General features: G+C 25.2%; 14 protein-coding genes. 5 read left to right on the plus strand and 9 right to left on the minus strand.

What is annotated here, in order from left to right:
• Positions 1-105: 105 nt before the first annotated feature.
• From CBLAS_RS07290 to CBLAS_RS07330, 9 genes are all read right to left on the minus strand, one after another.
• Positions 106-3,447: a VWA domain-containing protein gene (locus CBLAS_RS07290; protein WP_106872854.1), complete on the minus strand. Its 3,342-nt coding sequence runs from the start codon at positions 3,445-3,447 to the stop codon at positions 106-108.
• A complete protein-coding gene (locus tag CBLAS_RS07295) occupies positions 3,437-4,162 on the minus strand; it encodes a hypothetical protein (protein WP_106872852.1) in 726 nt (241 codons plus the stop codon). The genes CBLAS_RS07290 and CBLAS_RS07295 overlap by 11 nt, the downstream gene beginning before the upstream one ends.
• A 72-nt stretch (positions 4,163-4,234) precedes the next feature.
• Positions 4,235-5,815, minus strand: coding sequence for a Tle-like phospholipase domain-containing protein (locus tag CBLAS_RS07300; RefSeq protein WP_106872850.1), 1,581 nt, complete (start codon positions 5,813-5,815; stop codon positions 4,235-4,237).
• Position 5,816: 1 nt separating this feature from the next.
• Positions 5,817-6,653 (minus strand): hypothetical protein, encoded by an 837-nt coding sequence (locus tag CBLAS_RS07305; RefSeq protein ID WP_106872848.1) that lies wholly within the window; start codon positions 6,651-6,653, stop codon positions 5,817-5,819.
• A 328-nt stretch (positions 6,654-6,981) separates the two neighbouring features.
• Positions 6,982-9,825, minus strand: a complete 2,844-nt coding sequence (locus CBLAS_RS07310) for a VWA domain-containing protein (protein WP_172658202.1) — start codon at positions 9,823-9,825, stop codon at positions 6,982-6,984.
• A complete protein-coding gene (locus tag CBLAS_RS07315; protein WP_172658203.1) occupies positions 9,822-10,262 on the minus strand; it encodes a hypothetical protein in 441 nt (146 codons plus the stop codon). Before CBLAS_RS07315 ends, CBLAS_RS07310 begins: the two co-directional genes overlap by 4 nt.
• A 148-nt stretch (positions 10,263-10,410) precedes the next feature.
• Complete coding sequence (locus CBLAS_RS07320; RefSeq protein WP_172658204.1) at positions 10,411-10,650, minus strand: hypothetical protein; 240 nt, start codon at positions 10,648-10,650, stop codon at positions 10,411-10,413.
• A gap of 28 nt (positions 10,651-10,678) precedes the next feature.
• On the minus strand, positions 10,679-11,656 hold the full coding sequence (locus tag CBLAS_RS07325; protein ID WP_172658205.1) for a hypothetical protein: 978 nt from the start codon (positions 11,654-11,656) through the stop codon (positions 10,679-10,681).
• Positions 11,653-11,823: a hypothetical protein gene (locus CBLAS_RS07330; RefSeq protein ID WP_157940031.1), complete on the minus strand. Its 171-nt coding sequence runs from the start codon at positions 11,821-11,823 to the stop codon at positions 11,653-11,655. Before CBLAS_RS07330 ends, CBLAS_RS07325 begins: the two co-directional genes overlap by 4 nt.
• A gap of 587 nt (positions 11,824-12,410) precedes the next feature.
• Here CBLAS_RS07330 and CBLAS_RS07335 point away from each other — a divergent pair.
• The 5 genes from CBLAS_RS07335 to CBLAS_RS07355 all read left to right on the plus strand — a co-directional run bounded on the left by CBLAS_RS07335 (position 12,411) and on the right by CBLAS_RS07355 (position 20,655).
• A complete protein-coding gene (locus tag CBLAS_RS07335; protein WP_157940032.1) occupies positions 12,411-14,978 on the plus strand; it encodes a pentapeptide repeat-containing protein in 2,568 nt (855 codons plus the stop codon).
• Between the two features lie 370 nt (positions 14,979-15,348).
• Positions 15,349-17,484, plus strand: a complete 2,136-nt coding sequence (locus tag CBLAS_RS07340) for an ATP-dependent nuclease (protein ID WP_106872082.1) — start codon at positions 15,349-15,351, stop codon at positions 17,482-17,484.
• Positions 17,474-19,204 (plus strand): UvrD-helicase domain-containing protein, encoded by a 1,731-nt coding sequence (locus CBLAS_RS07345; protein ID WP_106872084.1) that lies wholly within the window; start codon positions 17,474-17,476, stop codon positions 19,202-19,204. Before CBLAS_RS07340 ends, CBLAS_RS07345 begins: the two co-directional genes overlap by 11 nt.
• A 502-nt stretch (positions 19,205-19,706) precedes the next feature.
• Complete coding sequence (locus CBLAS_RS07350; RefSeq protein WP_106872086.1) at positions 19,707-20,021, plus strand: hypothetical protein; 315 nt, start codon at positions 19,707-19,709, stop codon at positions 20,019-20,021.
• Between the two features lie 88 nt (positions 20,022-20,109).
• Positions 20,110-20,655 (plus strand): hypothetical protein, encoded by a 546-nt coding sequence (locus CBLAS_RS07355; protein WP_133169619.1) that lies wholly within the window; start codon positions 20,110-20,112, stop codon positions 20,653-20,655.
• The last annotated feature ends 24 nt before the right edge of the window (positions 20,656-20,679 follow it).

Below are 20,679 nucleotides of genomic sequence, written 5' to 3' on the forward strand. Positions count from 1 at the left end.
TTATATTACTTATTTAAAAATTGATATATAATGCCAAGCCGATTAAAGCTTGACATTATAATTTGGTTTATTTTTTTGATTTTTTACTTGATAGCTCCAAGAATTTTAACTTCCCCATCCACTCATAACAAGTTGCATTGAATTTGTATTATTTTTTATATCATCACTAGTGATGTTTATTAAACCATTATTGTCTGAGTAGGAGTTTAGTTGTTCTATGACTTTGTTTATTGTTGATGAGCTTATACAATCATTTATATAAGATGTATCTAGTTTATTATCTTTGTCAAATATAATGTTTTCAATTTCATTATGTTTTCCAAATATCCATCTGTAATGATTTTTAATTATTATGTTATCATCTGTATCTTTTACATTTATAACTAAATCTTTATTTTTTATGCTAAGCTCTACATCATCTTTTGATAAACCTTTTAGTATAAGTGTATCATTTCCTCCACTATCTTTTATAATATCTTTTCCATCTCCTTTATGATATATATAAACATCATCTCCAAAGCCTCCTTGAAGTTTGTCATCTCCTTTACCCCCAATTAATATATCTTTACCAAATTCTCCATCAATGTTATCATTTTCATTTTCACCTATTAAAATATCATTTTTATATCCGCCACTTAGATGTGTCTTTGTGTTTGTATCTGCTTTAAGATAAGCTGATTTGAAATTTGTATTTAAATAGTTTTCATCTTTTAAACCAAATTTAACTATATCTTTTGAAGTTATAGTTAAAATATCATCATAGTTTAAAGTTTTTCCATCTTTAAACTCTATAAAAGATATCTTCTCTTCATTTTTATAAAAGTCTTTTATGGTTATTTGATTATCTTCTTTTTTAATTATTAAATCATCTTTTTTGTTAGTAAAACTTAGTTCATTTATAGTTGTGTCATCTGTAAATTTAATGATGTTTTTATCAATATTATTTTTATTTGTTTCTATGATAGTATTTTTTCCAAAGTTTGCTTCAAATATGTAGGTATCACTTCCGTTGCCACCTTGTAATACATCATTACCACCTTTACCATTTATGATATTATCTTTTTCATTTCCTATTATTGTTTCATTGCTATTTGTGCCTAGATTGCTTGCATCAAATAAAGCATCAGCTAACTCATCTAAGTTATTTGGTTGAAAATACAAGCCACCTGTTTTATCACTATAGTTTTTTAGATGCTCCATATTTGAGTTTATAGATATTATGTTTATTTTTACACTATTATCATAAACATTGCTATTATCTAGACTTCTGCTTAAAGAGACTCCAAAATTATTTGCCATAGCTATAACTTCGTTCATTCTATGGTTATCATCTCCACCTTCATCAGTCATAAGGTATATCTCTTTACTAAGTCCATTATTTGGAGTAAAGTTTCTCATGCCCTCTATCATAGCAGCACAATGATATTCTCTTCCGCCATATTCAATATTCACACTATTAATTCCACTTTGAAAAGAAGCATAGTTATCATAAGTTCCTATTGTTCTTATGTTGTTATCACTAAATGTTACAATTGAAATTTTAGAATACACATTTTTATCTGTATTTGATTTAAATATATTATTAGCTATTAATTTAGCATTATTTTTAGCAGTTTGTATATCATCACCCATTGAACCAGTTGTATCTATAACTATAGCAACTTCTTTTCCTAATTTATCAATTAAATTTATCCCTAAACTTTTTTCATCTTTTTTATAGTTTTTTATGGTTAAGCTTTGTTTTTCATCTTTAGTTAAAACTTTTAAAGTTAAGCTTGATTCATTGTATTTATATATAAACTTGTCATCTTCATAAGTATCTTTTTTATCTTTAACTTTTTCTTTTGCTCCAGTTAGATTTATATTATTAAAATGAACCTCTCCTTTACCATCACTATCTTCTATGATATCTTTGTCTCCTGCATAGTAGGTGTCAAAACCTTTGCCACCAAACATTTTATCTTCTCCAGCACTTCCGTAGATAGTGTCATTACCACCATTTTCATCATCTTTGCCATTTTTATTATCAGCATAAATTTCATTTATAGATTCTTTATTTGTTATATTTCTTAAATCTATAGTGTCATTACCACTTCCTGCTTCTATATGCGAGTTACCGCCTAAAACAGTTATGGTATCATCTCCAGCTAAAGTATAAATTTTGGTGAAGGTATTTTTACCTGAATTTGATCTTATGTTTTCAATAGTGTCATTCGAGTTTGTGCCAAATATAAATTGATTATGTAGACTATCTGTTACAATTCCACTTTCATCAAACATAGGTTTAAGAACTATACCAGTTTCATAATCTTTATAATACTCTCCAACTACAGAACTGGATTTAAGTGCTTTTAAAAGCATTTTAGCTTTATCTTTTATATATTCCTTTGAATACTCATATTTATGTTTTTCAAGTTCATCGTAAGCATTTGATGATATATTTGAAACTATAAAAGGATTTAAATTTACCAAAGCATAGAGTTCTGGCATATTTGGTGTTGTGGTTATGAGTGAGTTTGGATTTAACAAATCTATCTTATAATTTATATTATTTTCTTCATTTGATAAAAATATATCCATTAAATTTTTATTGCTTTTATTACCATTTATAATCTCATCTATTTCATTCATAGTTTTTTCAACTATTTGTGCCACACTTCCTTGCATAACTATGCTTGAGTTATTATAAAATCCACTTAGATAGCTTGTAACACTTTCTTCGCTTGCACCTCTTTTTATCATCTCATTATAAAAATATAAAATTTCAGTCAAATCTTTTATGGAGTGAGAGTTGCCTGATACTTCAATAACATCACCAAATCTATCTTTCCACCATAAATTTGCTATAGTTTCAACTCCATCTTTAGCAACTATATCAGTTACTTTTGTTGTTATACTATTAGAGTTTTGATATTCATATAAAGCTTCGCCTAATTTATTATCAAGATAATGATTAAAATTAACTTGTTCATTTCCTATCCAAAAATACCTATTATTTTTATCTTTATATATTTTAGTATTTAAAAGATCTTTACCACTAGGTGCATTGAATGTATAACACTCATCAAATAAATTTGGAAAAGATTTGCAAGCTATTTGAGCCAATGTTCCACCAAGAGAGTGTCCTACTATAGTTACACCTTTTAATTTATCTTTGTTATCATTTATAAATTTAACCATATCTGCATATTGAGACTTAGGCAAAGAATTTACAGCAAGATTACCATCTGCTATTATTAGGTCTCTAATAAAATCTGTTTTAAATTCAGTCCCTCTTATAGCTAGTATTTTTTGACCGTCTTTAACATATAAAGTTGCTGCAAATCCAGAAGTAGTGTTTTGCACGACATATTCTTCATTGTAGCCCGTTGGTATGTGATACTTATCATAATAAACATTATTTGCCAATGCTGCCAATTCTTTATATTTTGAAAATTCATTTTTCATTTTTTTCTCCTTTTAAATTATTTATTAAATCTTTATCTATTATTGAATTTCCGCTTTTGCCTATCTCGGCTCCCACAATACAAGTATGTGCTGTATTTTCTAATTCAAAATCACTAGCTGTTTGATATGATGTATATGGTAAAACAACTTCATACAATGTAGCTATTTTTATATTATACTTTTGTAAAAGTATGTCAAAAGTGTTAAATTCTTTAACTATATTTGTACAAATATTGAATTTGTCTCCAAAGCATTTAAAGTATTCATTTGTTTGTTTAAAATAGTATTTATGATTTTTTATATCTTCTATTGTATAGTTATTATCTACTATTTCCAACCTATAACCCTTGGCTGATATAATATCTCCTTGTTTATCCTTAGCAATATTACATTTTAATTCAAATATAAAATAATTTGTAAAAGGTAAAGCTTTTGAAATGACTATATACGCCATAATTGCATATGCAAATTTATTTGGTATTTTTTTATTAAATTTTAAAAAGTACACCAAAACGATAATCACAACAATAGGAAATACAAATATTCCTATTAAGATAGGCAAAAAATCAAATGTATAATAAAGCATAGATATCAATATCGCTAAGATTATTAATTTTACATAAATTTTAATATTAGGCATAAAAAACCAACATATTAAAATGGAATATAAAACAGTATTAAGAACAAATAAAAAAGATGCGGTTTCACTAGGCATAAATATTCCTTTTTGAGTTTAAAATCAATATAAGTTTTTATATTCTTAAAAGCTTATATTTAAATTTAGTTATTATGCTACTAAACTTAAATATAAGTTTGTGTTATCAAATATCACACTTCCTTCACCATCACTATCTTGTATAATATCTTTATCTCCTACATAGTAGGTGTCATTGCCTTTGCCACCATAAATAGTATCCTTTCCAGCACTACCGTAAATGGTGTCACTACCACCATTTTCATCATCTTTAGCATTTTTATTATCAGCATAAATTTCATTTTTAGATTTTTTGTTTGTTATATTTCTTAAATCTATAGTGTCATTGCCGCTTCCTGCTTCTATATATGAGCTACCACCTAAAACAGTTATGGTATCATCTCCACCTAAAGTATAAATCTTAGTGTGCGTGTTTTTATCTAGTGTTGATTTTATGTTTTGAATAGTGTCATTTTTATTTGTGCCAAATATAAATTGATTATGTGGACTATCTGTTACAAATCCACTTTCATCAAATGCTAGTCTTAGCTCTACACCGCTTTCATAATCTTTATAATACTCTCCAAATACAGAACTAGACACAAGTGCTTTTGAAAGCATTCTAAGTTTATCGTCTATATACCCTTTTGAATACTCATCTTTATATTTTTCAAGCTCATTGTAAGCATTTGATGATATATTTGAAACTATAAAAGGATTTAAATTTACCAAAGCATAGAGTTCTGCTATATTTGGTGTTGTGGTTATGAGTGAGTTTGGTGTAAGCACATTTAAATTTAGTGAATTATTAGAAGCATTAAATACTCCTATTTTTTTAAACTCTTCATTTAATTTTTCATAACCTTGTCCTTTATGAATCATTGCAGTTGAAAGATAAGCAGTTGTTAGTTTTTCATAAGTTACATTTGAATTAAAATGAGATAATGTGGTGTTATAGTCTTTTATAGCTTCATTAAGTGGACCTATTTTATGTGCACTTAATCCTACATTTTTACCAAATATAGGTATAAATTTACCTAGATGCTTGGATATAATTCCTGTTGCAAAATTTGAAAGTATATCGCCATTCAATAAGCCTTCATCTTGATAAGATATGTTAACAATATTTTCTTTTGCAAAAGATTCAGCAGAAGAGTTATATATACCTACAGCATCAAGAACCCTTGCTATGATATTAAGTGAGCCATTTTGAGGATATTTAACAAGTGCATCAGATCCCCAAGGGTTATAAGCATAACCTTTTATGCCCAAACTTGCTCCAACTTGTTGAGTTAAAATCCCACCCAAGCTATGTCCTGTAAGGGTAAGGTTTGATTTATCAATTCCATATTGTTTAATTGCATCATTGACAAACTTTCTAGCACTATAATATTGGGGGTTAATATTTTTAACACCTGCCAAAAGATCAGCAAACCAATCTTTGGCACTTCCCATCTCTGTTCCTCTAAATGCGATGACATATTGATCTCCGTTTTTCAGTAAGAGAGCTTGTAGCCCATCTGAACCTGAATTATCAATACGATCTATAATATCATATTCTATACCATTAGCAGATAATTCATTTTTATTTTTAAAATAACCCTGACCTTGATCAGAATACACTTCATCCGAAATAATACCCATTGTTGTGATTACATTTGCACTTGTATCCATCTTATTTTTCTCCTTTTATGTATTTGTTATATAAACGCACATTTATATCAATATAATGCTTTCCAGAATAATACCCAATCCACTTATATGTATTAAATGTAGGTATGTCTAAATCTTCATTGTATTTTGTTGGGAATATCTCCCAACCCCAATTGTGAAAATACCTATTACCAAGTATCATATCAGGTATTGCATTATAATCAAATGGTCTAACCCTTCTGCTATAAGCTATACTTTCATTGTTTTTATTATCTATGATTTCTACCTTATCAACATAGATAAAATATCTTGATATAGGATCTAACAAAACTTCATCTGATTTAACAGTATAGTTCATCTTTGGCATAGTCTCTTTAGTATAAACTTTTTGTGTTGTTCTTACAATGTCTTGTACTATTGTTTTTGTCATATTATGGTATGGATCATCTGTATCATCTTTAAAAGCTTTAAGTCTATCCCAAGTTGTAGCATTAGCTTCATATGTATATATCTTGCCATCATCTCCATTTAGTGCCATTGTCTTTAAATGAACTCCATCAAGATAACTTTCTATCATTAGTTCTCTATCTTCTTTATTAAATCCTGGATAGATGTTATCTTCCCAATATATACTCATTGGGTATTCTACTTTTTTATTTATATAGTATGGTTTTGGATATATTGAATAAATAGCACCTACTATATTTGTAATAATGATATCGTATGTTGGGATTAGGATTAGGGTTGCAAGAACAGTATGCCTTATCCATTTTTTCTGAGTAAATCGTTTTGTTAATTTATATATAAATTTAGCTACTAATATATAAATTAAATAAAAGAAAAGTAAAACAAATACCATTAGTTTTTACTCCTTGTTAGTTGTTTAGAAACAATGTTTTAACATTCAAATTAAACATATTAAATTAATAATAAAATATTAGCTAAGTGGAAATTAAATAATGATAATGATTATATATTATGATTTAATATTTATAGTTTTTTAAATTTAATTTATCTTATCTATTTTTACAAAAATAGATTGTCTATAATATTGTGGGCAATAATAGATTTTAAGTCTGATCGTTTATCATATATTTTTCTATCAACAAATATCATTGTAAAAATTATTAGTCTAATCATAAATTGAAGTATTTTGTATATTTTTACTTAATAAACTTTACAAACTTTTAACTTCCCCATCCACTCATAACAAGTTGCATTGAATTTGTATTATTTTTTATATCATCACTAGTGATGTTTATTAAACCATTATTGTCTGAGTAGGAGTTTAGTTGTTCTATAACTTTATTTATTGTTGATGAGCTTATACAATCATTTATATAAGATGTATCTAGTTTATTATCTTTGTCAAATATAATGTTTTCAATTTCATTATGTTTTCCAAATATCCATCTGTAATGATTTTTAATTATTATGTTATCATCTGTATCTTTTACATTTATAACTAAATCTTTATTTTTTATGCTAAGCTCTACATCATCTTTTGATAAACCTTTTAGTATAAGTGTATCATTTCCTCCACTATCTTTTATAATATCTTTTCCATCTCCTTTATGATATATATAAACATCATCTCCAAAGCCTCCTTGAAGTTTGTCATCTCCTTTACCCCCAATTAATATATCTTTACCAAATTCTCCATCAATGTTATCATTTTCATTTTCACCTATTAAAATATCATTTTTATATCCGCCACTTAGATGTGTCTTTGTGTTTGTATCTGCTTTAAGATAAGCTGATTTGAAATTTGTATTTAAATAGTTTTCATCTTTTAAACCAAATTTAACTATATCTTTTGAAGTTATAGTTAAAATATCATCATAGTTTAAAGTTTTTCCATCTTTAAACTCTATAAAAGATATCTTCTCTTCATTTTTATAAAAGTCTTTTATGGTTATTTGATTATCTTCTTTTTTAATTATTAAATCATCTTTTTTGTTAGTAAAACTTAGTTCATTTATAGTTGTGTCATCTGTAAATTTAATGATGTTTTTATCAATATTATTTTTATTTGTTTCTATGATAGTATTTTTTCCAAAGTTTGCTTCAAATATGTAGGTATCACTTCCGTTGCCACCTTGTAATACATCATTACCACCTTTACCATTTATGATATTATCTTTTTCATTTCCTATTATTGTTTCATTGCTATTTGTGCCTAGATTGCTTGCATCAAATAAAGCATCAGCTAACTCATCTAAGTTATTTGGTTGAAAATACAAGCCACCTGTTTTATCACTATAGTTTTTTAGATGCTCCATATTTGAGTTTATAGATATTATGTTTATTTTTACACTATTATCATAAACATTGCTATTATCTAGACTTCTGCTTAAAGAGACTCCAAAATTATTTGCCATAGCTATAACTTCGTTCATTCTATGGTTATCATCTCCACCTTCATCAGTCATAAGGTATATCTCTTTACTAAGTCCATTATTTGGAGTAAAGTTTCTCATGCCCTCTATCATAGCAGCACAATGATATTCTCTTCCGCCATATTCAATATTCACACTATTAATTCCACTTTGAAAAGAAGCATAGTTATCATAAGTTCCTATTGTTCTTATGTTGTTATCACTAAATGTTACAATTGAAATTTTAGAATACACATTTTTATCTGTATTTGATTTAAATATATTATTAGCTATTAATTTAGCATTATTTTTAGCAGTTTGTATATCATCACCCATTGAACCAGTTGTATCTATAACTATAGCAACTTCTTTTCCTAATTTATCAATTAAATTTATCCCTAAACTTTTTTCATCTTTTTTATAGTTTTTTATGGTTAAGCTTTGTTTTTCATCTTTAGTTAAAACTTTTAAAGTTAAGCTTGATTCATTGTATTTATATATAAACTTGTCATCTTCATAAGTATCTTTTTTATCTTTAACTTTTTCTTTTGCTCCAGTTAGATTTATATTATTAAAATGAACCTCTCCTTTACCATCACTATCTTCTATGATATCTTTGTCTCCTGCATAGTAGGTGTCAAAACCTTTGCCACCAAACATAGTGTCTTTTTTATCTCCACCTATTAAAGTATCATTTCCATCTCCACCTTCTAAGATATCTTCAGCCTCCGTTCCTTTTATGGTGTCAGAACCACTTCCACCAATATAGTGAATTCCTTTTATTCTATTTTTATTATAATAAAATTTTATTTTACCATCAAGATTTTCTGTAGACAAGATATCGCTATTTTCAGAACCATATACAATAGTCTTACCTTTATCATCTATAAATTTAGTAGTACCATTATCCCACAATTTATCCACTAGCTTGCTCATTGGCTGCAATAAGCCAATATATGTTCCATAATTTTCTTCGTCATATCTTTTTATGTCATTTTTATAATCGCTAAAACTATACTTTATCAATTTTCCATAATTATTATAATCTGGATTATTAATATTTTCTTTTTTATAGCTAGGATACGTTATTTTTAATGTTTTTCCTATATTATATGGATCAATATCATTCTTAATTAAACTATTTCCTATATCTACAATCCAACTACCTCCTTTAAAATCAAAATCTTCTTTCCCAGGAAGTATAGCAAAATTTTCAATATACTTATTTCCATTTTCATCAATAACAAATTTAGCATTCTTTGTTAGAAAATAAAGCTGAGTATTAAACATATAAGTTCTCTCTGCCCATTCTTTTTCATTTTTCCCTTTAAAATCAACTTGTTTAAAACTATAGCTTCTTTTACCGGGTATTTCGTTTAGTTCATAATCCTTTCTTTCCCCCTTTTTAACATTTTTACCAAAGTCATCACTAAAAAAATTTGAAACTTTTTCTATTTGAGAGGCATTAGCAAATCTCCCAAAAGATTTCATATATTCATCTATATCAGATACATACAATGTAATATTTTCTCTATTCATAAATGAACCACTTTTCAGCTCTTCAAATGAAGGTTTATCCTTTTTGCCATATAGATATAAATTTGTTATAGTTTCAGCATTCAATTCATCTATACTTAAATTAATTTGTTTCATTTTCCATCCTTTTTATTAAATTCTAAATTTTCACAATAAGTTTCACCCCAAGATTGATATAGATCAAACCTAGGATATTTTTCATTTCCTATATAGTTATACATATAATATTCTCCCATTGTTTGGTAGTTCCTGCATCTTTGATTATTATCATTAAAATACCAATCTAATGACAAAGATTTATGAAATTCAACTGTTTCTTTATCAAAATTATAAACAAGCATTATTTGTTGCATTTCATCTAAATAATTAAAATTAAAATTAAATCTAAACTCACATTGCGAATTATTATTTTCAGTTTCTATAACTTCTAAGCAATCTTTATAAAATTTATACTTATATTTTTCTTGCTTTTTTATAAGTTCCAACAAACTATCAACACTTAATTTGTCTTTTTTTATGTCAATGATTTTCCAAAATTTAATTTCTTCATTCATTATTGATTCATATAATAAAATTCTCGCCTTATCATATCTATGAAAATAGTAATTTAAAAAAATAAGAGTGTATATAGTAAAAACAAAACCGCAAAATACTAAAAATATAATAATTATTTTTTTAAATTTCATATTTTGTTACCTTTGGTTAGATTGTATGTTGACATTGTTTCTCCTTTAAAAGTTTAAAATCTTTTGCATTTACAAAATTTCCTAGTTTTTTAGCTAACTCCTCGCCATCTACATTTAAAGTAATACCTTCTTTTCTGTCTATCCATTTAGTATCTGCTATCTCACTTTTACTAGGAGCATTCTTTTGTCCCCACAAGTAGTAGCTTAATACCTCACTTGAATAATCACCATTTAAATCTAATTTATATGTTGCCATTGTTTTTCCTTTGTTTTAAGTTTTTAATTTATCTAAAATAATCTTCCAAGTATGATGCAACTTCTTTATCAATACTATAATTCACATTTCCACAATTATCTATTTTTCGTGAATATCTATTTTTCTTTTTTACAATCTCTTTATGCTCATCAATAATTTTGTTTATAGATTTATTTTTATAATAATCTTTGCTATTAATTTGTATGTCTATAGTGGTTTTTATAATACCTTCTTCTGAAAAAATAAGGCTATTATTTAAGTATATTTCATATCTTTTTTTACACATATCCGTATAAATAACTGGCTTTTTAAACCCAGCTATATTTGTTTTTGTATCTATTTGAAAAAGCTCATCTAAATTTGCTACTTTTAGATTATCATTAGAAAAGAAATTCTCATTATTTATATTTGTTCTTAAATACTCTTCCCAATTATCAATGGTAAAGTTTTCATATATATAGTATTTATTGTCTTTTGTGGTATTTTTACTACAATTATGCATAAAATAATCAATTTTTTCATTTAGAATTTTATACTTTTCTATATAATCAAAAACAGCTTTTTTATATAACTCCTCTTTCGGTAGTATTCTGTCTTCTTTTAAACAATATCCTTGTTTATATTTTTCTTTTTTAAATATAGTAGTTAAGCTTATGCCATATTTATTAGAGTAATCAGGCATAGTTCTTATAAAGATTAAAGTTAAGGCTATGATTACTAAAAAAGCTAAGAGTATCTTTTGTTTTTTAAAAAAGTGTTTTAGTATGAGATATAATATTAGTAGAGATATTGCAAACAATACTATTAAGCATAGTATTGGATAAGATGTTGTAAGGTTGTTAAATAAATCTGATGTTGTCTCAACGAAATTTGATATAAGAATTGCTATTGTTAAAACAGTACCACCAACTAATATTGAAAATTCATATTCAGAAGTATATACTTCAAATGATATATAACCTACGATAAATACTAAAAAAAGCAATAATAGTTTTTTAAATTTCATATTGTGTTACCTTTGGTTTGGTTTTTATAATTTAAATTTGATTGATTGTTTAAGCTATTATCTGCTTGGTTAAAGTTACTATTTTTATTATCTAAATTTAAATCTTTTTTGGATGTTTTTGTTTTACTATTAGCTAAGTTATTATTTAGCTTTGTATTTTTATCCATCTGTTTCCTTTTAGGCGGATTATTATTTAAATTTAGCATATTAAATTATTAATAAAATATTAGCTAAGTGGAAATTAAATAATGATAATAATTATATATTACGCTTTAAAATTTATAATTTTTTAAATTTAATTTATCTTGTTTATTTTATAAAATATATTGCTTATAGTATTGTGGGTAATAATAGATTTTAAGAATTTTATCAGATGAAATAACAAAAATTCACAAGATGCTAAAAATAACAAAATTAGATATTTTTTAACAGCTTGGAATTAATATAAAAAATAAAACATAAATTTTTATAGAAAGTTTTGTAAAATATTTTATTGTTTATCTGTATATAGTAAAAAACTATAAAAACATATACAAACTATACGCAATTAATACCAAAATTTTAAATAATACTATATATGTGAAATAAAATTCATAAGCAATAATGTAATTATAAAATCTATTAAATAAGCACTTAAAGATATTTTGAAATTTTACTCAAAAATAATTTTAATAATAAATATAAAAGTTGATTTTTGATACCATTTTTATATAATATAAATTTTTAACCTATGCTTAAATACGGAGGGTTGCAAATGGACTTAGATATAAATGCCATTTTAAAGATTCAAGAAAACATAGAACAAACAGAGCTTGAAAAAATTAAAAAATTAGGAATTGTTTCTAGTATTGCAGAATCAAATGATTCATTAAAATTATACTCAATTAAAAAATCAAAATATAACAATCAAACTTTTTTCATTCTAAATGGCTTTGTTTTCGACTCAAAATTAAAATCTGAAAACTCTATGGACTTAGAAAAATATTTACAAAATGATGAATTAAATATCATTCTTAATCAATGTTTTTATGAGAAAAACCAAACAACAATTAAAAATTTAAAGGAACTTAAGCGAAAAATCATAATTTGCAATTGTAAACTTCCTGATATTAGTTCTTGTGAATTTGAAAATGAATTAATTACATGCAACAGCGATAATGTTAGTTTTAGCGGATGTAAATTTGCAGACAAAGTTTACGTTGAAGGAGATGTTAGTTTTAATACATGTGAATTTTGTGAAGATGTTATTTCTAAAAATGCTGATAGTAATATGTGTTTTGCAAGTAGTATTTTTAATAAATCTTTTGAATTGAGTTCAGAAAATGATTTAAAAAATATAAATTTTGAAGCATCTAATTTTAAGCAAAAAATCATTTTAGATATTAAAAAATTTAATGTTGTAAATTTTGCATTATCTACATTTGAATCTTATTTTGATTTAAGGGGCAAATGTTTTAATGGAGAAGAGATAAATTTTACCAAGGCTATTTTTGAGCAATCTGTAAGTTTTTACAGGAGTATATTTGAATGTGAAATCATTTTAGAACAAGCTCAATTTACAAAAGATGCAACTTTTAGTCAAGCAAATTTTAAAAATATACTTAAATTAAATAAAACAAAGTTTAACGATGAAGTAAAATTTTATAAAACACAATTTAATAAAATAATATTAACAGAAGCATATTGTGCAAATAAAGCAAATTTTTCAAATGCAAAATTTAACGATAAAGCTTATTTTACGGATACGATTTTTAAAATGAATGCAAATTTTAAATCTGCTATTTTTCATGATGATGCAAGATTTTTAAATACAGAGTTTCATGGCGAAATAAACTTTAAAGATACAGTATTTAATGGTGAAGCAAATTTTAAAACAGATAAAAATGTTATTTTTGCAAAAGAGGCAAATTTTAGCAACACAACTTTTGAAAAAAATGCTTATTTTAACAATAGAATTTTTGAAGATTTTGTTGATTTTCACGAAGCTAATTTCAAAAAAGTTGCTTGTTTTTATAGTGTGATATTTAAAAAACCAGTTAATTTCTCATCAAGTATTTTTGATGGTGCTTTAAATTTTGTTAATGCAAAAACTGATTTTACATACGAAGAATTTAAAAAATTCATTGAACATAAAAGCATAAATGATGACCAAAATAAAGAAATAGATGAATGTATAAAAGTAACAAATGATTTTAGAGACGGCTTTAGGCTTATAAAACATACTCTAAGCAACAAAGGCAATGCGCTAGATGCAAGTTTGTTTCATCGTTTGGAATTATATTGTAAAGAGCTGGAGATAGAGATAGGATTTAGACTAGAAAATCCAAAGGTTAAAAAGAATGAAAAGGATAAGGCGGTAAGTTTTATTAATAAAACACAAAGCATACCTAAAAATAAAAATAATCTAGAGATGTTTTTAGATTTAATAACATTAAAATTATATAGAAATACTAGTGATCATCATACAAATTTATTTAAAATAATAAACTTCACTATTCTAAGCATCGCTATATATATGTCGTCTTTATATATTTTTGATAATTTTTTATTGGAAATAATGATTAATAAGCCTGATGGATTGATAATGTTAATGATACCAATTTGTTTTGCTGCATTGGTAATATATCTAATGTATTTAGTGATAAAGTACAAAAATTTATGGATGATCCCAATGTTAAAAATATTCATATATGCTATTTTTTCCATGATGATTATAATCAAAGCAATAGATTATTCTATTTATAGCATTGCTTTTATACTTTTGTACTTATTGCTATATATCATATTTTTTTATTTGATTAGGTTTAATTTTATATGCTTTATAATTTGTTTAATTTTTATTTCTATATTTCTTGATAATCCTACTTTAATGACACCGTTTACTGGCATGATTATATCAGAACAAATGGTTAAAAGTAAATTTGAATCATATAAAACAATATATGATAATAACAGTCTAAATAATATGCTTTGGGATGCAAATTTTACCAATGTAAAAAATGAAAATAAACTAAATTTTATAATTAAAAATAGAAAAATTATTTTAGAAAGATTAGATTATGATAAAACGCCATTAATTACTTTTATAAAACAACCTATAGGAAGTATTCAAAAATTAATAGATTATTATACTGGTAATAAAAATATACAAAAAACAGAAGCGCCTAAAAAGTCATACACCAAAGCCTTAAATGCTCTAAAGCATGATGAGATAATGCAAAAAGTACAAAAGAGTTCAAATTTACTTTATAGTTTTAATATGTTGCTTGTCTTTTATTCACTTGCTAAAACTGCACGTAAAAACTCGCTTATACCAAACTAATGGTATCATAAGATTAGGCAATGATATAAAAAATTTTCAAAATAATTTTCAAAAAAAGAGCAAGAGTATGGCAATGTTTTTTAATAAATACTATTTATAAAGTATCATTATTTGTTAACATTGTTTGATTTTTTATAATTGCGTTGTATAGCATAACGGTATATATAATTTTTAAATTTATCATAAAATTTTGTTTATAAAATATTAGTTATTTCCATCTATTTTTTAATTTTGGATATATTTAATTTGTATTATATTTGTACAAAAAATATTTTATTAAATATGCAGTATAAATTTTATATAGTTTTGGTGCTTTAAAATTAAAATAAGTAAATTGTACACGAAGAATAAATTTTTAAAGGGAAATAATATGCACTTAAAATGTTTGCAAATTGTAAATTATAAAAATTTTAAGAATGAAGAATTTTTATTTGAACGAGGAGCCAATACAATTATTGGAGAAAATGATTCTGGAAAGTCTAATGCCATGAAAGCATTGAGGATTTTACTGGATTCGTCATATTACTATAATACTAAAAGATTAAAAGAAGATGATTTTTCAGATTGTTTAAGTAATTGGAAGGGACACTGGATTATTATTTCTGCTGTTTTTAGTGGAATTACAAGCAAAGAAAAAACAAATGAGATATGCAAAGATATTGTATTAGAAAAAGAAAGCGAACTTTTTATTAAAAATTTAATTAGATGTGGAAGTGACAGTATTGGAACAGTAACTTTATTTATAAGGCCACAAAAACAAATTAGAAAAAAACTTTCAAATGCGGAAAATCAGCAAGAATTTCAAAATATAAGAAATGGTATAAAACTATCTGATTATGAGTTTTGGTATACATCTAGATCGCAAATTGATTTTACAGATAATCAAAAATATAAAAAAATAGTAGGAGATATTGAACAATTTCAATATAATGATCCCGATAATGAAGATTTATCAATTATAGGTAGTAAAATAGATATTACTGAATTTTGGCAATATATATCTGTGGAATTTATTGATGCATTACGGGATGTAGCGGTGGATTTAAAGAAGCCTAAAAATCCTATAAGACGAATTATAGACACGATAAAAACGGAGATTTCAAAGCAAGATTCAAATGAAATAAAACAAAAAATCAAGGAAGTAAATGATAAAATATCTGGAGTCAATGAAATATCTAATATAGGCAATCACATTAATTCTAAGTTAAATGAGATGATTGGTATGGTATATTCTCCAAATGTATTTATCGAGTCTCAATTAAAAGATGACATTGAGCTACTTTCAAGATTCTTAACAATTATTCCTTCCAACAAACATGATATTGATTCTTTGGGCTTGGGACATCTTAATATGTTATATGTAGCTTTAAAATTAGTTGAGTTTGAAGTAAATCGTAATCGAGAATTAGTAAATATAATGGTTATAGAAGAGCCAGAGGCGCATATACATACACATATACAAAAAACCTTATTTTCGAATTTAAAAGTATCAAAAGATTTTACACAGATTTTAATGACTACACATTCAACTCATTTATCAGAAATCTCTGAAATTAATAAAGTAAATATTTTGAAAACTTATGGTGATTTTTCAGAAGTGATGCAACCATCTTTTGAGCTGAATCAATTTGGAAAAAATATACTTAATTCAAAAGATGTAACCATAACCCAATGCTTAGAGAGATATTTAGATGCTAAACGTTCAGTATTGTTATTTTCAAAAGGAGTTATTTTAGTCGAAGGTGATGGTGAAGAAATACTCATTCCAGCTTTAACTAAAAAGGTTATGGGTGTTTCTTTAGACGAACTGGGCATTGGGTTAATAAATATTGGTAGTGTCGGATTTGAGAATGTAGCATGCATATTTCATGAAAAAAGATTAAAACGCTATTGTTCAATCATTACCGATTTGGATAAATGTCTAGATGGAAGCGAAAAATGTAGTAAAGAAGCTGAGAAGCGCGGGGTAGGTAGGCAAAAAAAATTAACGAAATTATTTAATGACAATAAATATGTAGATATGTTTTATGCACCTTATACATTAGAGATTGACTTTGCTAATGAGTCTAATAATATTAAATATATCAATAAAGTAATTGACATTCATTATGCTGATTTAGAGACAAAAAAAGAACATATGAATAATTTAGAAAAGGATGTAGCTTCAAGATATGATTCAGTTATGACTATAGTAAGAGCTATGAGAAAAGGCTGGTATGCAACTGTTTTAGCAAGAATAGTATATTCAGATGCAATAATTCCAAATTATATTTTAGAAGCAATTGCTTTTTCAAGTCAAGAAGTAATAAATCAATCTATTAAATTAAAAATGATAGAGTATTCTTTGAAAAAGTATGATGATGAGAATGTAAAAGAAATGTTAAATTTAAAACAAGAACTTAAATCAGTAGATGAAATTAATCAATTTATCGAAAACTTTTGCAACAAATTTGAAGATGATGTAGTTGCAATATTTATAAAAATGGCAATGAAATATGAATCATGAATATGATTTTTTGAATGAACTCAACAACAAACAAAAGTCAGTATGCATAAGTGAAGAAAATTTTTTATTGACAGCATGTCCAGGAAGTGGAAAAACAAGAACTATAACATATAGACTTGCTTATCTTTCTAAAAAATATAAAGATTCTAGGCTTTTAAATATTGCAATTACATATACTAATAGAGCGGCTGATGAAATAGAAAATAGATTGATGGATTTTGAAGTTGATACATCTAATATTTGGACAGGAACAATACATCAGTTTTGTTCACATTTTATTATAAGACCTTATGCTATGTATCATAGTAAACTAAACAAAGGCTATAGGATAATTGATGAGTATATTAAGGAAAAGTATATAGATGAGATTGCTAAAAGGATAGGTATTAAAGGTTGCATTAGAGACTTCTATAAAAATCCAAAAATTATGTCAGAATACAAAAAATACATTATTATAAAAAGAGAAATTGATTTTGAAAATATTTTAGAGTATTCATTAGAGTTGCTAAAAGATAATAAATTTATTGCTGATAATATATCAGGATTAATAAGAAGCATCCATGTAGATGAGTATCAAGATACAAATGAATTACAGTATTTAATATTGTCTGAGATTGTCAAAACAAAACCCAGTATTAATATATCGTTTGTGGGAGATGTTAATCAAGCCATATATAGCGGATTAGGTGGAGTAGCTAAAAATTTATCAGAAATTGAAAAATTATTTCCAGTTAAGTTTAAAAACTTTTGTTTGGATGGATGTTATAGATCAACCCAAAGAGTTGTAGATTATTATATTAATTATGAAATAGAATCCACAGGGCTATTTTCTACATCTAAAATAAGAAATGAAAAAGGAGTTATTAAGCATATATACAATGTACATAAAGATGATTTAGCTGAAAAGATCTCTTTTATAATTAAAGGAGAATTAAGAAAAGGTATTCCAGAAAATGAGATTTGCGTATTAGCTCCTCAATGGGGGCAGATATATCATATGAGCAATAAGCTAAGAGAAATATTACCGGATTGTAATTTCGATTCTCCCAATATAACCCCCATTAAATACGATCCTTTAAATGTTTATTTTTTAATAGCAAAATTGTTATTTACAAAAAAGTCTGAAAAAAGTTTTTTAAGAAGAAAAATGGCTTTAAAAGTCATTAAAATAATCACTGAAGACTATGGTATATATGTTTCAGACAATATTGACAAATTTGATGTTTTAAAAGCTATAAATTCAACTAATTATATGCAAGGCAATGGAATAAAAACCTTGAAAAATGCAATATCAAATGTATTTAATACTTTAAAGATTGATATAGCTAATGCACTAAAGACGGAATATGATGATTTTTTTGGAAAAATTGATAATAGAATAAAAAAATATAATTTAAAGCATGATTGTGATTTGATGGAGAAAAATTTTCAAGAAAAACAAGGTATAGTTATAAACACTATTCACGGAGTTAAAGGTGAAGAATATACAACAGTTATTGCTTTTGACTTACTAGAGGGGCATTTGCCCAATTGGGAGTACATAATTAATTCGCAAAAAAAATTACAAAGAAAAAATGAAGCCAATAAATTATTGTATGTGCTTTGTTCTAGAGCAAAAGAAAATATATATTTATTTTCAGAAAAAGGGAGAATTACTAAAAAAGGTAAGCCGTATAGCCCCACAACAGAATTAAAAAATATTGATTTTGATTATGATTAAAATAACTAATAAAATATACTATATATGAGCCTTTTGTAAAATTAATGATAAGAGTTGGACAAAAAGTTAAATAAGTCATATTTATTAATTAAAAAAGCTGTTTGATATTGTAAAATTTTTATTACACATAGATTACTAGAACTTCTAGGGAATTATATAAAATAACAAAAAGTTTTTAAAAATTATTATTTAGAATTAATCTATAAAAAAATATGATGAAATATATCAGATATTAAAGAAAAATAAAATTAAAGAATATGCTCAAAATGAAACTTTATATTTATTGTTTGTTGCAAACGGAACTGGAGAACTGGGCGAGTATACTTTTTGTCTTGCAAGTTAGACAAAAAATTGTTCGTTAGGAGTAACCCATTAAGCCCATAAAATATTAATTAATTTCAAAGCTAACTATTTATTTTATGTTGCTATTGATACCAAGTAGATGATATATTTTGTTAAAATACTATTTTATTAAATTACTTAGACTATAAAGAGAATAGCAATGCAATATGTTTACTTAGATTGGAATATCATACAAAATCTTAAAAATATACCCAAAACTAATGAGGAAAAAATTTGTGAACTTTTTAAAACAATAAAAAAGTTGAAAGGAAAATATAAATTTCCTTTCTCAGAAGCTCATATTCTAGATCTACTAAATTCTTGTGATTCATATCATAAAGAGGATTTAGATTTTTTGTTTAAAATATCTAAAGGTTTTGAAATTTGTATACAAAATGATGAAATGTTTATGCAAAAATTTGATATAAAAACAAGATATGAGAGTATAAAAAAAATACAAACAAGAAGAGTTTGAAAAATTAAAACAAATTAGGGTTATTGCTCCACAATTTAAAGAATGCATTATTGCAACTAGCAAAATCGAAGATAAACTTATGTTAGATATGTTAGAAAATGATAAATTAACTCCCGAATCATTTGAAAATTTTCTAAATAAATTAAAATGCGATATTGACGATCCTAAAATTTATAGGGATTTTAGAAAAAATATTTTATCTATTAAAAAATATACAAAAAATAATAACACGGTTATAGATCAAAATTCTGAATATTTTAAAAAATTGATTCCTTTTTTAGATTTTATAGTAAATGATAATGAAAAAAATATAGAAAATGATTTTTTAAACACTATGAAATCATTTCTTCATATTAACAACAAAAGAACTTTAGATAAAATGAATATTTTTGAAAAAATAGAATTGGCGTATTCTCTATTGGATTTTAATATTCATTATAAGGAAAAAATTAATCAAAAAAATAAACCAAATAATATGCACAATGATTTAAAGCACTTTATCCATGCTCACCAGTCAAAATACTTTGTTACAGAAGATAAATCGACTATAAAAAAAGCAAAATTAGTGGTCAACGCTTTAAGCTTGAAAGTTAAGATATTGAATATTGAAGAATTTGTTGTGAAATTTAGCTAAACAAACTTTACTTTTATTTACCAA

The organism is Campylobacter blaseri (genome assembly GCF_013201895.1).
In the GTDB taxonomy this organism is placed as follows: domain Bacteria; phylum Campylobacterota; class Campylobacteria; order Campylobacterales; family Campylobacteraceae; genus Campylobacter_B; species Campylobacter_B blaseri.